This is a genomic window from Geodermatophilus ruber, assembly GCF_900114385.1.
Taxonomy (GTDB): domain Bacteria; phylum Actinomycetota; class Actinomycetes; order Mycobacteriales; family Geodermatophilaceae; genus Geodermatophilus; species Geodermatophilus ruber.
Genome location: NZ_FOSW01000003.1, coordinates 420,699 through 434,925, shown reverse-complemented (window position 1 = coordinate 434,925; position 14,227 = coordinate 420,699). Strand labels below are relative to the sequence as shown.

13 protein-coding genes are annotated in these 14,227 nt (G+C 71.5%); 5 read left to right on the top strand and 8 right to left on the bottom strand.

The genetic code is table 11. The features are described from left to right. Positions 1–56: 56 nt before the first annotated feature. Positions 57–362 (bottom strand): antibiotic biosynthesis monooxygenase family protein, encoded by a 306-nt coding sequence (locus tag BMZ50_RS07080; protein ID WP_091322576.1) that lies wholly within the window; start codon positions 360–362, stop codon positions 57–59. Positions 363–992: 630 nt separating this feature from the next. Here BMZ50_RS07080 and BMZ50_RS07075 point away from each other — a divergent pair. Next, positions 993–3,149 carry a DEAD/DEAH box helicase gene (locus tag BMZ50_RS07075; RefSeq protein ID WP_091322575.1) on the top strand — a complete coding sequence of 719 codons (2,157 nt, stop codon included), beginning with the start codon at positions 993–995 and terminating at the stop codon, positions 3,147–3,149. Positions 3,150–3,304: 155 nt separating this feature from the next. Here BMZ50_RS07075 and BMZ50_RS07070 read toward each other — a convergent pair whose 3' ends face one another. Then, positions 3,305–4,258, bottom strand: coding sequence for a glycoside hydrolase family 26 protein (locus BMZ50_RS07070; protein ID WP_091322574.1), 954 nt, complete (start codon positions 4,256–4,258; stop codon positions 3,305–3,307). A 125-nt stretch (positions 4,259–4,383) separates the two neighbouring features. Between BMZ50_RS07070 and BMZ50_RS07065 the strand changes: the two genes are divergently transcribed. From BMZ50_RS07065 to BMZ50_RS07050, 4 genes are read left to right on the top strand one after another with little or no spacing between them, the layout of a single operon-like run. Then, positions 4,384–5,583 (top strand): PP2C family protein-serine/threonine phosphatase, encoded by a 1,200-nt coding sequence (locus tag BMZ50_RS07065; protein ID WP_091322573.1) that lies wholly within the window; start codon positions 4,384–4,386, stop codon positions 5,581–5,583. Positions 5,584–5,639: 56 nt separating this feature from the next. Continuing rightward, positions 5,640–7,559: a glycosyltransferase family 2 protein gene (locus BMZ50_RS07060; RefSeq protein WP_218146139.1), complete on the top strand. Its 1,920-nt coding sequence runs from the start codon at positions 5,640–5,642 to the stop codon at positions 7,557–7,559. Further along, positions 7,556–7,891 carry an STAS domain-containing protein gene (locus BMZ50_RS07055; RefSeq protein ID WP_218146138.1) on the top strand — a complete coding sequence of 112 codons (336 nt, stop codon included), beginning with the start codon at positions 7,556–7,558 and terminating at the stop codon, positions 7,889–7,891. Before BMZ50_RS07060 ends, BMZ50_RS07055 begins: the two co-directional genes overlap by 4 nt. Next, the gene (locus tag BMZ50_RS07050) at positions 7,881–8,297 is read left to right on the top strand and encodes an ATP-binding protein (protein WP_091322571.1); all 417 of its coding nucleotides are present in this window, start codon (positions 7,881–7,883) and stop codon (positions 8,295–8,297) included. The genes BMZ50_RS07055 and BMZ50_RS07050 overlap by 11 nt, the downstream gene beginning before the upstream one ends. 355 nt (positions 8,298–8,652) lie before the next feature. On the opposite strand, the gene BMZ50_RS07045 is transcribed toward BMZ50_RS07050, so the two are convergent. The 6 genes from BMZ50_RS07045 to BMZ50_RS07020 all read right to left on the bottom strand — a co-directional run bounded on the left by BMZ50_RS07045 (position 8,653) and on the right by BMZ50_RS07020 (position 14,214). Continuing rightward, positions 8,653–9,513: an NAD(P)-dependent oxidoreductase gene (locus BMZ50_RS07045; RefSeq protein WP_091322570.1), complete on the bottom strand. Its 861-nt coding sequence runs from the start codon at positions 9,511–9,513 to the stop codon at positions 8,653–8,655. 1 nt (position 9,514) lies between these two features. After that, positions 9,515–9,913, bottom strand: a complete 399-nt coding sequence (locus BMZ50_RS07040) for a carboxymuconolactone decarboxylase family protein (protein ID WP_091322569.1) — start codon at positions 9,911–9,913, stop codon at positions 9,515–9,517. 93 nt (positions 9,914–10,006) lie between these two features. Continuing rightward, a complete protein-coding gene (locus tag BMZ50_RS07035; protein WP_091322568.1) occupies positions 10,007–10,996 on the bottom strand; it encodes an alpha/beta fold hydrolase in 990 nt (329 codons plus the stop codon). 70 nt (positions 10,997–11,066) lie between these two features. Beyond that, positions 11,067–11,924 (bottom strand): SDR family NAD(P)-dependent oxidoreductase, encoded by an 858-nt coding sequence (locus BMZ50_RS07030; protein ID WP_218146137.1) that lies wholly within the window; start codon positions 11,922–11,924, stop codon positions 11,067–11,069. 187 nt (positions 11,925–12,111) lie between these two features. Then, positions 12,112–13,314 carry an FAD-dependent oxidoreductase gene (locus BMZ50_RS07025; RefSeq protein WP_091322567.1) on the bottom strand — a complete coding sequence of 401 codons (1,203 nt, stop codon included), beginning with the start codon at positions 13,312–13,314 and terminating at the stop codon, positions 12,112–12,114. A 66-nt stretch (positions 13,315–13,380) separates the two neighbouring features. Then, on the bottom strand, positions 13,381–14,214 hold the full coding sequence (locus BMZ50_RS07020; protein WP_245753426.1) for an ABC transporter ATP-binding protein: 834 nt from the start codon (positions 14,212–14,214) through the stop codon (positions 13,381–13,383). Between the last annotated feature and the right edge of the window lie 13 nt (positions 14,215–14,227).

Below are 14,227 nucleotides of genomic sequence, written 5' to 3'. Positions count from 1 at the left end.
GCTGCTCGTGGAGCGGTGGACGTCGCGCCGGCCCGAACCCAGTACGGCCAGGTGTGTCAGCCGCCCGCCCGGGCGTCGGCCACGACGTGGAACCACCGGGTCACGTTGGGCGCTGACTCCAGGCGCTCCAGCAGCGTGCGCTTCTCCAGGAACGCCGGATCGTCATGCCAGGCCATCCAGTCCTCCCGGCTGTTCCAGGTGCCGACGATCACCCGGGACAGGGGGTCGTCCTCGGGAGTCAACAACTGGCCGGAGACCCAGCCCGGCTTGCGTTGTGCGGACTCGAACCGTTCGCGCATCGCTGCGTCCCACTCCGCCTCACCCCCGGGCCGCAGCTTGCTGGTGGTCAGGACGGTCATCATCGCCTGCTCCCTCGCCGAAGGACCCGCGGTTGCCGTCGCTTCGGTGTCCGTGGACCAGCCGCAGGAAACGCTGATCCGAGGAATGACCTGCCGTCCCCGGCCGGCCACATCGGCGTTCCGCTGAGGAACGTCGCCGCGTCGGCTGGGTGAGGACCACCTCGCGGGCGAGGCGCTGCGTCGTTCGCCAGCCCGACCCGAGAGAGGTCTCGGACATCGCCGGGGTGTTCGAGGGGCGACACGCGCACACGGCTGTGAGATCGTTGTTCACCGACCTGCTAGAAACTGCTGAAACACCACTCGGGTCGCCCTCATCCCCTGGCCGTCTCCGCGTCGAGCAGGCAACCAGCCGGAATGGTGCGTCCTTCGCAGGCGTTTGTCATGCTGGCGGCACGGACACGAGAACCGGAGAGGTAGTCCGACCACGACTGTCATGGTGCGGTGGTCACCTGCCCGACCGCCGGCAGCTCCGGGTCCCCCGGCAGCGGCCTGCTGAGACCCACGGGGTCGGTCCCCGCCAGGTCCGCAGGCCGGCTCGGCGATCGGAGCACCAGGCCCTCCGCTCGAGGGCCCGCCCCATCCGCCGGGCCGTGCGGCATGCTGCCGCGCCCGGCCATCTCAGAGGAGGAGTCTGTGGCTAGACCAGCCCAGCGCCGGACGGCGGGTCGCCGTACCGCCCCGCGGAACCAGCGACGGGTCCGCCACCGCGACGATGTCATCTCGGTGCTCGCGGGGATGGTCCGTGAGGTGGAGGCGGCCGCCCAGCGCGGCCGAGTAACGCCTGCCGTCCGCACGAAGTTCCAGGCCGTCGCCCTGCTGCTGCGGGAGGAGCGCGCCCGCGTCCGGGCAGAGGCAGCCGGCAGCGAGAGCCATCGGGCCGAGCAGCTCAAGCGCCTGGAGGGCGTCGCGACCATCCTCGCGACGACCGCCGTCCGAGACGCCGGGCTGCTGGCGTGCCTCGCCGAGGACGCCGTCGTCTCCGACGCGGCCCGGTCGCTGGCGCGGGACATGCTGAGGGGCCTCGGCGTCGAGCCGGCCCCCGAGGAGGTCCAGCCGTCGGAGATCGCGGCTGCGCCCGCCAGCCCCGAGCGCAGGGTCGTGCCGCAGTCGGTGCTCTCCCGGCAGCTGGCCAACCCCTTCCTGGCCCCCGACTTCTCCGCCGTTGCTCAGCGCACCCCCCGTCCGCGTCGCCTGGCCGGCTGGGAGCTGCTCGGCCCGCTCCTCAGCTCGTTCGAGCGCGCCGGCAGCGGGGACCCGGCGTGCATGCCGCTGCCCGAGCCGTCCTCGCGGCTCGGGCCGAAGGGCCTGGAGCTGATGCCGCACCAGGCGCAGCTGATCGCCGCGGCCGCTGCCGGCCACCGGACGTTCCTGCTCGCCGACGAGCCGGGCCTGGGCAAGACGGCCCAGGCGCTGCTCGCCGCTGAGGCGGCGAACGCCTATCCGCTGCTCGTGGTCGTGCCGAACGTCGTCAAGACCAACTGGGCTCGCGAGGCCGGCCTCTGGACGCCCCACCGCGCGGTCACCGTCGTCCAGGGCAACGGCGACACGGTCGACGGCTTCGCCGACATCGTCGTCGTCAACTACGAGGTGCTCGACCGCCACGTCGGCTGGCTCGGCGACTTCGGCTTCCGCGGCATGGTCGTCGACGAGGCGCACTTCATCAAGAACAGGTCTTCGCAGCGCTCGCAACACGTTCTCGAGCTCTCCGACCGCCTCCGGTCCCGCGCCACGCGGCCGCTGCTGATGGCCCTGACCGGCACTCCGCTGATCAACGACATCGACGACTTCCGCACCATCTGGCAGTTCCTGGGGTGGATCGACGACGCCAAGCCGCTGGGCGACCTCATGGATGCGCTCGAGGACGCCGGCCTGACGCCCGCCGACCCCGGCTTCTACGCCGCCGCCCGGCGCTGCGTGATCGACCGCGGCATCGTCCGGCGCCGAAAGGTCGACGTGGCCGCCGACATCCCCGCCCGCCGCATCGCCGACCTCCCCATCGAGTTGGACGGAGCGGCGGGCCGGTCGATCCGGGCGGCCGAGCGCGACCTGGTGCGTCGGATGGTGGCCCAGTACGAGACCGCCCTCGCGAACCGCTCGTCCGCCGGGGCCGTGGAGGGCATCGATCGCGACCTCGTGCGCCGGGTGGCCCGCTCGGAGCTGAAGGACGCGGCGACGACGGCCGGCGAGAACGTGTTCACGATGATGCGGCGCATCGGCCAGGCGAAGGCCGGCCTCGCCGCCGACTACGCCGCCCAGCTCGCGCGCAGCGCGGGCAAGGTCGTCTTCTTCGCCAAGCACGTCGACGTCATGGACGCCGCCGAGGAGGCCTTCGCCCGGCAGGGGGTGCGCTTCTCGTCGATCCGCGGCGACCAGACCCCCTCGGTGCGGCAGAAGAACATCGACGCCTTCGTGAACGACTCCGACGTCGCGATCGCGGTCTGCTCCCTCACCGCGGCCGGTGTGGGGCTGAACCTGCAGGTGGCCTCGAACATCGTCCTCGCCGAGCTGTCCTGGACCGACGCGGAGCAGACCCAGGCCATCGACCGCAGTCACCGCATCGGCCAGACCGAGCCGGTCACCGCATGGCGCATCATCGCCGCGCAGACCATCGACGCTCGGATCGCCGAGCTGATCGACAGCAAGGCGGGGCTCGCCGCCCGGGCGCTGGACGGGTCGGACGAAGAGGTCGCCTCATCGGCCGACATGCAGCTCGAGGCGCTGGTCGCGTTGCTGACGGATGCGCTCCGGTCGTCGCCGCAGGTGCCCGCGGACCTCGCGGTGGGCTACTGACCGACGTCCGGGGCCAGGTCGACGTGACGATCCGCGAAGTATCGCGGCGGCATCACGAGCCGGTGCCGACCCGAGCACGACAACTCTCCAGGCTCCTGACCTGGTGACGTGCAGGGACTCCGGGGCGATCGAGTGTCCGAGGGTCGTGTTCGCGGTCACGAGGGGTCAGACGGCCATGAGGCCGTGATGCGACCGGGCGCGGTGGCCGATCTGCGGAGAGCGTCCGCAGCAGCGGGTGAGCTGGTCGCGCGCCAGTCGGTCTCCTTGTCGTACTGGAACCAGATGACCACGCGGACGCCCTCGTCGAGGGCGAGCTCGAACAGCGCCTCGATCCAGGCGGCCTTGTCGCCGCCCTCCTCCGACGAGCCCGTCTCGGTGATGGCGAGAGGGCGGTCCGACAGGCGCCGCAGGTCCGCCAGCGACTCCCCGAAGACCTCCTCCGGACTGCGCCAGCCGCCCCACGGGAGGGCCGTGCCGCCGTTGTAACCGTCGACGGCCACCCAGTCGACAACGTCGTCACCCGGGTAGAGCGCTGCGTATGACGCCGTGCCGGGCGCGTGGACGTTGACCGACCACACCCAGAGGACGTCGTCCGCCCCCTCCTCCTCGAACAGCTGCCGGACGTGGTGCCAGGCCGCCACCGACTCGTCCGGATCGTTCCCGTTGACGCCGGTCGACCAGGGGTAGTGCGGGGCGTTCAGCTCGTGCAGGAACCGGATGCCGAGCCGGCCTCCCCAGTCCCGCACCTGCCGGGCGAACGCCCGGACGTAGACGTCGTGGACGCCACCCACGATGCTCGCCAGCGAGTAGTCGGGCTGGTCGACCCCGGCGCCCGGGGACCAGGGCTCCCAGGTCAGCAGCGGCAGGACCCCCCGAGCGGCCACCGCGTCGGCACGAGCGGTGTCGAGCGGCGGTCGCCCCGCCCACGCCTGGTACCACTGGTACACCCCGACCGGCGCGCCGGCGACATCCGAGAACGAGTCCAGCGCCGCCACGTCGTCGGCCGCGACACCGAGCGTGATGGGCCCGGCTCGACCGCACCCGGCCAGCACGAGGACCGGCAGGAGTGTCAGCACGCCGACGGTCGTCCACAGCCGACTCGGGTGCACCGCTCGTTGCTACCACCCCTCCCAGCGGGCCAACGAGCCGAACGGCCGCCGAGACCGCATCATCGGTGGGCGTGTCGCCAGGTCCCGGGCGTGTCGGGGTTCATTCTTTGTGGATGGTGGGGTCGATGAGCGCGTGTGCGGCACCGAGTCCTCCCGCCGTGGCCGTGGAGGACGCCCGCGTCCGGGCACTGGAGGACCTCGGAGTCCTCCCCACCGGGCCGGAGGAGCGGTTCGACCGCATCACCCGGCTGGCCCGGCGGGTCTTCGGGGTCGCCTCTGCCGCGGTCACGCTCATCGACCGGGACGTGCAGCACGTGAAGTCCCAGGAGGGCCGGCACCTCGACGCGGTGCCCCGTCACGACTCGTTCTGCCACCACACGTTGGGGACGAGCCGGACGCTGGTGGTGGAGGACGCCGCAGGAGACGAGCGCTTCGCCGGCAACCCCCTGGTGTCGGGTGGGCCGGGCATCCGCTTCTACGCCGGCCACCCACTCGAGGCGCCGGGCGGCCACCGGGTGGGCGCCCTGTGCCTCATCGACGACCGCCCACGCCGGTTCACCGACGAGGAACGCCTCCTCCTGGAGGAGCTCGCCGGCTGGGTCCAGGAGGAGATGACCCGGTCGAGGGAGTTGCAGCAGGCCGCTGAGGTGCAGCGGGCCCTCCTGCCGTCCCGCTGGCCAGACCTCCCCGGCTACGACGTGGCCGGGGCGTGCATGCCCGCACGGAGCGTCGGTGGAGACTTCATCGACTGGTATCGCACGCCCGACGGGGACCTCGCCCTCACGTTGGGGGACGTGATGGGAAAGGGCCTCCCGGCGGCGATCGTCATGGCCACCGTCCGCGGCGCGATGCGACTGGCCGGCCGGGAGTCGGAGCCCGGCGACGCCGTCCGGCAGGCGGCGGCGACCCTGTACGAGGACCTCGACGGGATGACCAGCATGGTCACCCTCTGCCATGCGCGGCTGTCGCCCGGTGTGGCGGTCCTCCGCTACACGGATGCGGGCCACGGCCTGATGCTGCTGGTGCGGGCGGACGGTTCGGTCGGGCGCCCGCAGCGGGGCGGCCTGCCGCTGGGCGTCCTGCCCGACCAGGAGTGGCGGGAGGACCGGGTCGTGCTGGGCGAGGGGGACGCGGTCGTGGCGTTCAGCGACGGGCTGCTCGATCTCTGCGGCGGCTCGCCCGAGACGGCGTTGGACGAGGTGGCCCGTGCCGTCGGGGCGTCGGCGTCGTCCGGGGACGTCGTCCGGCATTTCATGGCCTTGGCGCGCGCCCGGCCGGTGGTCGACGACGACGTGGCGGTCCTCGTCATCCGGCGGGATCGGTGAGCCGGCACCGGCTCCCGGACAGCCCGCGCGCCCGCAGGCGGCGGGGACTCATCCGGGTGCTGGTCGTCCTGACGCTCGTGTCCGGGATCAACTACGTGGCCTGGCGTTGGCTGTACTCGGTGAACTGGGACAACTGGTGGATCGCGGTCCCGCTCGTGCTCGCCGAGACCTACAGCCTCATCGACGCCTTCCTGTTCGGCGCCACGATGTGGCGGATCCGCGAGCGGGGCGAGCCGCTGTCCCCGCCGGACGTGACGGTGGACGTCTTCATCACCACCTACAACGAGCCGGTCGACATGGTCATGGCCACCGCCCGCGCGGCCGCCGCGATCCGATACCCGCACCTGACCTGGGTCCTCGACGACGGGGACCGAGCCGAGATGCGCCGTGCCGCGGCCGCGGCCGGCATCGGGTACATCACCCGCAGCGCCGACTGGGCAGACCGGCCGCGTCACGCCAAGGCCGGCAACCTCAACAACGCCCTCTTCGCCACGGAGGGGGACTTCCTGCTCATCCTCGACGCCGACCAGGTTCCCGACCCGACGATCCTCGACCGCACGCTCGGCTACTTCCGGGACTCGCGGGTGGCGCTCGTCCAGACGCCGCAGTGGTTCGTCAACGTGGACGACTCGGATCCTCTGGGCAGCCAGGCCCCGCTCTTCTACGGGCCCATCCAGCAGGGCAAGGACGGCTGGAACGCGGCGTTCTTCTGCGGCTCCAACGCGGTCTTGCGGCGGGAGGCGCTGATGCAGCTCGGGGTCGTGGGTTACGTGCGCGAGGTGGAAGTGGCCGTGCGCGAGGCTCTGGGCGCCGCGGGGGCGATGATCGCGCAGGCGCGGCGGGAAGCGCGGCACCACCCCGCGGCGGTCGCGGCGCTGGACCAGGTGGCTGCGGCCGTCGACGACGCGCGGTCCGACCTCAAGGCCGGGCAGCCCGTCTCCGAGGTCACCTACCGGTTCCAGCAGCGCGTCGACGCCGCCGGCCAGGACGTCGTGGCCGCCGACCTCGCGGCGCTCGAGGCGGATCTCGCCGCGATCGAGACGTTGCCGATCGAGACCGACGGGGAGCTCAACGCCGTGGTCGTCGACGAGGCGGCGCTCGAGCGGCTCGCCGTCCGGGAGTGGTCGCCGCTGGGTGCCCTGGAGTCGATCCGGGCGCTCGTCCGCGCGGTGGACGTGGACCTCGTCGACGAGGCCCAGCCGGTGATGCCCATGGCGACGATCTCGGTGACCGAGGACATGGCCACGGCCATGCGGCTGCACGCGCTGGGCTGGCGGACCGTGTACCACCACGAGGTCCTCGCCCGGGGGCTGGCGCCGGAGGACCTCGGCACCATGCTGCACCAGCGGCTGCGCTGGTCGCAGGGCACGCTGCAGGTGATGCTCAAGGAGAACCCGCTGGTTCAGCGGGGGCTCAGCCTCGGACAGCGGCTCATGTACTTCGCCACCATGTGGAGCTACCTCTCCGGCTTCGCTGCCGTGGTGTACATCGCGGCGCCGGTGCTGTACCTCTTCTTCGGCATCCGGCCGGTGCAGAGCTTCGGTGGCGACTTCGCCGTCCGGCTCGTCCCCTACCTGCTCGCGACCCAGCTGCTGTTCCTGGTCGTGGGCTACGGCATCCGGACCTGGCGCGGGCAGCAGTACAGCCTGGCGCTCTTCCCGCTCTGGATCCGGGCGTGCACGACGGCGGTCGGCAACGTGTTCTTCGGGCGCAGCCTCGGTTTCGTGGTCACCCCGAAGACCCGTCAGGACAGCGGGGGGTTCCCGTGGCGGCTGGTCCGGGCGCAGCTCGTGGCGATCGTGCTCCTGGTGGCCGCGCTGGTCGTCGGGCTGGTCCGGCTGGGGCTGGGGCTGGCGCCGACGGCGCAGGGCACCTGGATCAACGTGGTGTGGGTGCTCTACGACCTGGTCGTGCTCAGCGTGATCATCCAGGCGGGGCGTTACCGGGGACCGGTGCGGACGGAGGAGGCAGTGTGATCGAGGTGGACGTGCAGGGAACCGGGAACTCGGCCGTGCTCAGGCCCCGGGGCCGGCTGACCATGGTGACGGCGCCCCAGTTGCGCGCCGCCGTCGCCGAGGCGGTCGACGCCCAGCGGGTGCTCATCGTCGTCGACCTCAGCGCCTGCGAGTTCATCGACTCCTCCGGTCTGGGGGCGATCATCGGTGGCCTCAAGCAGGCGCGCCAGGCCGGTGGGGACCTCCGGATCGCCCGCGTCGGCTCCCAGGTGGCCACCGTTCTCCAGCTCACCAACCTCGACCGGGTCCTCCGACCGCACGACACCGTCGAGGGAGCCCTGCATGACGGTTGACGGGGGCCTGCGCCTCACGGCGTCGACCGAACCGGAGTCCCTCGAGAAGGTGCAGGCGCTGCTGGAGCGCCTGTGGCTGCAGCACGACGACGTCGTGCTGCCGGACAGGATCCGGTTCGAGACCGCCGTCATCGAGATCGCCGGAAACATCATCCGACACGCCACGGACGGCGAGCCCATCGCCTTCGAGCTCGCGGTGGTCGCGCAACCCGGCCGTCTCCAGGCCGAGTTCCGCGACGAGGGGAAGCGGGCGGACGTGGACCTGGACGCAGCTCAGCTGCCCTCCCCCCTCGCCGAGTCGGGACGCGGGCTGGCCCTGGCACTGGCCGCCGTGCACGAGCTCAGTTACCGACGTGAAGGTTCGACGAACCACTGGCGAATCGTGCGGTGGCGCATGGACCCATGAGCGATGTCGTGCAGCGCCGATACGGCAGAACCCCACGGCGGATGAGCGTGGGGTTCTGCCGAGGGTGCGCGAGGGGCGGCCCGGCACATGCGCACAAAGCTGGGAGCTCGGTGAGCCGCTCAAGCTTGCCCGGCGGGTGCGCGAAGCACAGTCGTCTCCGGAGGGACAGGTGCCTCGTCGTGCGGGCGGCAGCAGGGGAGGAGGGGCTCACCTGCAAGGACACCGGGTCGCCGCTCGCCACGAAGCGCAGCGAGCGCACCGGACCCCGGGTGAAGGGACCTCGAGTCACCGGCCCTGGGCCGAGCCGAGGGTGTCCGGCGAACTCGGACATCCCGCCCGTGGGTGCGAGAAGCGTTCAGGTCCCCAGCCAGCGGGCGATCTCGGTGTGGTCCGCGCCCGCCGGCAGCTCCTGCGCCGCCAGAGCCCACAGCTCCACGGCCCGCTCGCCGAGCCGGCTGGGGACGCCCAGCTGGGTCGCGAGCGCGGTCGCAATGCGCATGTCCTTGAGCATCAGCTGCAGCGCGAACCCCGAGTCGTACGTCCCGGGCAAGATGAAGTTGGGCCACTTGTTCTCCGTGGATCCGCTGCGGCCGCTCGAGCCGTTGACGGCGGCCAGCATGACGGCAGGGTCCAGGCCGAACTCGCGGCCGGCGAGCACCGCCTCGCTCGTGACGAGCAGGTGCGCGGCCGACATCAGGTTGTTCAGCGCCTTGAGCGCGTGCCCGGAGGCGACCGGTCCGGTGTGGACAACCGTGCCCATCGCCTCGAGGACGGGTCGCAGCCGCCCGACGAGCTCCTCCCGACCGCCGATCATGATCGTCAGCTTCCCGGCGACCGCGCCCTTGACGCCGCCGGAGACGGGGGCGTCGACCAGGTCGACCCCGCGCTCCGCGGCCAGGCGCTCGGCCAGCGCCCGCGTCCGCAGCGGCTCGGACGAGCTCATGTCGACGACGAGGCAGCCAGGGCGCAACGCCGCGGCGACCGCTTCGTCCGCCAGCACGGACTCGACGACGTCGGAGCTGGGCAGCATCAAGATCAGGACGTCGACGTTCGCAGCGACGTCAGCCGCGGATGTGGTGGCCACACCGCCCCGTTCCTCCAGTCGACTGCGGTTCTCGGCGACCAGGTCTGTGCCGACCACCTGATGACCGGCCTCCCGCAGGCGCGTGGCCATGGGCAACCCCATGTTGCCCAGGCCGATGAAGCCGATCCGCACCTCAGGCCTCGGCGTCCAGCTCGGCGAGCGCGCGTTCGGCGATCCGGAAGGACTCCAGCGCGGCGGGGACGCCCACGTAGATGGCCGTCTGCAGCAGGGCCTCCTGGATCTCCTCGCGGGAGCAGCCGTTCGTCACGGCCCCCTTGACGTGGACGCCGAGCTCGTGACCGCGGTTCAGCGCGGTGAGCATGGCGAGGTTCAGCAGGCTCCGTGTCTTGCGCTCGAGCCCGGGCCGGGTCCAGACCGCCCCCCAGCAGTACTCCGTCACGAGCTCCTGTACCGGGCGCGCGAAATCGCTCACGTTGGCCAGGGACCGCTCCACGTGTTCCGCGCCGAGGACCGCCTTGCGGACGGACAGGCCCTCCTCGTAGGTCTCTCTCCGCGTGCGGCTGGTGGTCATCGGCCTTCCTCTCCGGGAGCGCCCGCAGGCGTGTCGATCAGGGGCTGGATCACGGGTGCGGCGCCGACCGCGAGTGGGAGCGGCCGCTGTGGGCTAGGTTCGGCTGACCGTCCTCGTCGACAGCTCGGCGTGCACGCTCACCCAATCCACGACGAGCGTGAAGATCTCCGCGTTGTTCACCTCGAGTGTCAGACCGTGTCCGTTGCCGGTGATCCCGTGCTCGGCCAGGTCCACGTGGTCCACGCTGACTCCGCCGTCCCTGAGGAAGGCGATCGTCTCCCGGTCGTCCTCGGCTCTTCCGGACGCTTCGGCCGACACGACGCACGCCGGGACCTGGGCGAGGTTCGTCAGCCGCCGGCCGCTGGCCGACTCCTCCCAGTGCAGGGGAACGGCGGTAGGGCCCTCGGTCAGGACCCCCCGCGGCCCCATGTCCCGGTAGGGCGGCCCCAGCGGCTCGACGGCCACGACGCAACGGACGAGGTCCGGCCGGCGGTCGGCAGCCAGCCAGCCGGCAGGCCCCCCGGCCGAGTGGACGACGACCACCGCTGGCCCGGTGAGCTGGAGCAGATCTACGAGGCGTCGGGCATCGAGTTCCTGACTCAGCGGGGTGTCCAGCAGCATGCCGGACGAGGACGCCGCCTGGGCGTCGACGTGCGGCGTGCCGACCTCCCGGGGCCACGGCCAGGCCGTGTGCGCGCTCGCCCGCTGTCCCTCGCGCGGCACCAGGAGCGCCTCCAGCCCTGCGTAGTCGGGGAACGGTGTCTTCGCCCCCATCCGCGCAGGATCCCACGGGGAGCGCCCGTGCCCCGGGCGGTCGAGCAGGTACGCGGGGAAGCCGTGACGGACGGCGAGCTCGGCCCAGCCCACGGACGCCCCCGTGGTGCCCATCCAGTCCGTCGACTGACCCCCACCACCGTGGACGAAGATCATCGGAGGCCGGCCGGTCAGCTCGGCCGGCGCCTCCCACTGCACCCACGCCGGACCCAGCTGCCACGGAGCTGTCCCGGTGACCTGCACGTCGCCGGGAAGCCAGAAGGCTCCCCTGCGGCGGTGTACCGGCTCTGCCCGTTCATGCGGAGTCATCGTCGTCCTTGCTGCTCGTCATGGTCCTGCCGCCCCGGTGACGGCGGGTCCCGTCCAGGGATGGCCGAGGTCAGGTGCCGGCAACCCGCGGCGCCGGAGGGCGCCCGGTCTCCATCCACGTCAACCGCTTCCGCACCCCGGCCAGGGCCATGTCCGGATGGGGGAGGATGAAGAACCGCTCCTCGCGGACGGCCTCCACGACCATCGCGGCGACATGGGAGGGCTCGAGACCTTCGTCGGTGGCTTTCCGCGCCAGTCCCTCGAGAACCGCCAGACGTTCGGGCTCGGCTGCGGGGGGCACGTGGCTCGGAAGGTTCCGCTCGGCCTGCGGCATGCGGGTCCTGACCGGGCCCGGGGCCAGCAGTGACACCCTGACCGGGCTGCCCGTAGCCCTGAGCTCGATGTCCAGGCACTCGGTGAGACCGAGCACCGCGAACTTGGACACGCAGTACGGCGTCATCGTCGGTGTTCCCGAGTGGAAGGAGGCGACGGACCCGGTGTTGACGATGTGCCCCTCGTCCTGCTGCGCCAGCAGCGGCAGGAAGACGCGGCACCCGTTGAGGACCCCGTAGAAATTGACGTCCATCACCCAGCGCCAGCCGGTGTCGGGGATCCCGAGGAAACTGCCGCCCGTGTCCACACCGGCGTTGTTGCACAGGACGTCGACCCGACCGAACTCGCCGACGGCGCGCTCGGCCAGACTCTCCACGCTCGCCAGGTCGCTCACGTCGGTGCGCTGGCCGACGACGGCCCCCCCGTCGGCGGACAGTCGTGCCACGGCCGCAACGAGGGCATCGTCCTCGATGTCCGCGACGACGACCTTCATGCCCTCGGCGTGGAATCGCGCCGCCATCGCATAGCCGATCCCGCTGGCACCGCCGGTCACTACGGCGACCTTGCCGACCAGGTCCTTCATCCAGGACGTCACCCCCTCACGTGTAGGCCACGCACCGATCGAGATCACGGACCACCAAGCCCAGCGAACTCGTTCGGCCCCGGCCTCCGTCTTCATGGAGAGAGCCGCCGGCGCGGCAGCAGCTCCACCCGCCCCACTGGCGGCTCACCGCGTCGTCAGTCCCTGGCCTGTCCGCGGGCGGTGACGGTCTGCACGTCACTCACCAGGCCCCGATCAGGGACTTGCTCTCCATGGACTTGGTGAACATCAGCCGCTCGACGACGGCATCCTCGTCGGTTTCCAGCCGCCGCAGACCCTGGAGGTCGCGTTCGAGCTGGTCGGGGTCGGAGGAGTGGTAGATGAGCCGCTTGTTGTTCGATGCCGCGGGGCTGGCGACCTCGAGGAAGATCCGCCGTCGTTCCGCGGCGTACTGATCCAGGACTGCTTCGTCGGCCTGGCCGTGGATGACGGCGGCGAGGGCCTCCTGCAGGACGTAGGTGTCGAACATGCCCCCGGTCAACCCGAGCCCGCCGGTGGGGTTGGTGGCATGCGCGGCGTCCCCGGCGAGCAGGACCCGCCCGTCCCGATACCTCGTCGCCGACCGCTGGTGCATGCGGTATGGGGCGTGGGCCACCAGCTCGAAGCCCTCCTGCGTGGGCAGCACCGCCCGGAGGAAGTCGGGCATCCGGTCCAGCACGCCCTCCTCGGGCAGGGAAGCGTCCTCACAGTAGGTGTAGCGCCACATGCCCGGGCCGCCGGTGGTGTCGAGCTTGGCGATCACCGCGCCGTAGACGTCGTCGATGAGGAACGTCGTCTGGCCGAACCCGTGCTCCTGGAACGGGTACCGGACGTTGGTGGCCACGAACCGCTCGGGCCAGGTGATGCCCTCGAACTCGATGCCCAGCGCGGTGCGCACCTGGCTGCGCGCGCCATCGGCCCCGATCAGCCAGTCGCCGGCGTAGGTCAGCGTGCCCTCGGGCGTGGTGAAGGTCGCCCGCACCCCGTCGTCGTCCTGGTCCAGGTCGACGAACTCATGCTCCCAGCGCACAACGGCGTGGTCGAAGGCGGCGAGCTCCTCCAGCGCCACCTCCACCAGCCGGTTCTGCCCGAGGTGGAGGTTGTACGGGCGCTTGACGATCCCTTCCAGGGACTGCAGGCCGAACCTGATCTGCTCGCCGGTCTTGAAGACCCGGTACTCGTAGTCCTGCTTGAGGAAGCCCTTGTTCACGGCCTTGTCGTAGACCCCGAGTCGCTCGAGGCCGTCGAGGACCGACCAGTGGTAGACCGCCGCCCGCGGTGACTGAACGACCCCTGGACCGCGCTCGAACAGGGTGACCGGCACCCCGGCCCGCGCCAGTCCCAATGCATTCAGGACGCCGACCGGACCGACACCGACCACCAGCACGGATGCACGTTCGCTCACGCCTTGCTCCTCATGTCGCAGTTCGTCTCAGAGTCCGTCGCCTACCGGCCCGGGTAGGGGAGTGCCCTACCGGCTGCCCCCGCCGTCCGGCTGTCCGCCGCTGCGGATGAGGCGAGCCACGCGGCCGCGGAGGTCGACGAACTCGTCGGTCTCCTTGGTGGTGATCTGGTCCCGCGGGTGCGGGATCGGCACCGGGATCTCCTCGACGAGATGGGCCGGGGGACGGGACAGCACGAGGACCCGGTCGGCGAGGTAGACGCTCTCGTCGATGTCGTGGGTGACGAAGAGGATCGTCATGTCGTAGCGGTCCCGCAGAGACAGCACGAGGTCCTCCAGGTCCGAGCGCGTCTGCGCGTCCACGGAGGCGAACGGCTCGTCCATGAGCAGCAGCCGGGGCCGGTAGGCCAGGGCGCGTGCGATCGCCACCCGCTGCTGCATACCGCCGGAGAGCTGCCACGGGTACCGGTCGTGGCGGTCGGCGAGGCCGACGGCCTCGAGGCTCTCCCGCGCGATCCGCCGCCGCTCGTCCCGGCCGGCCTCGGTGCGGGTCAGCGGGAACATCACGTTCTTCTCGATGGACAGCCACGGCAGCAGGGAGCGGCTGTAGTCCTGGAACACCATCGCCATGCCCTCGGGCACCCCGTCGACCGGCTCGCCCACCAGAGAGACGGTGCCCTCGGTCGGGGTCAGCAGCCCCGAGAGGATCCGCAGCAGCGTGGTCTTCCCTGCACCGGAGGGGCCCACGATGGAGACGAACTCCCGAGGGCCGACGGTGAAGGACAGGTTCTCGATGGCCCGGTGGGCTGTCGCCCCCTGGCCGTAGACGTGGGTGATGCCCTCCACCTGGAGCATCGCGTCCACGGCGGAGCGGGTCGCGGTCATCGGCACGGTCACACTCATCTCTGGTTCGTCC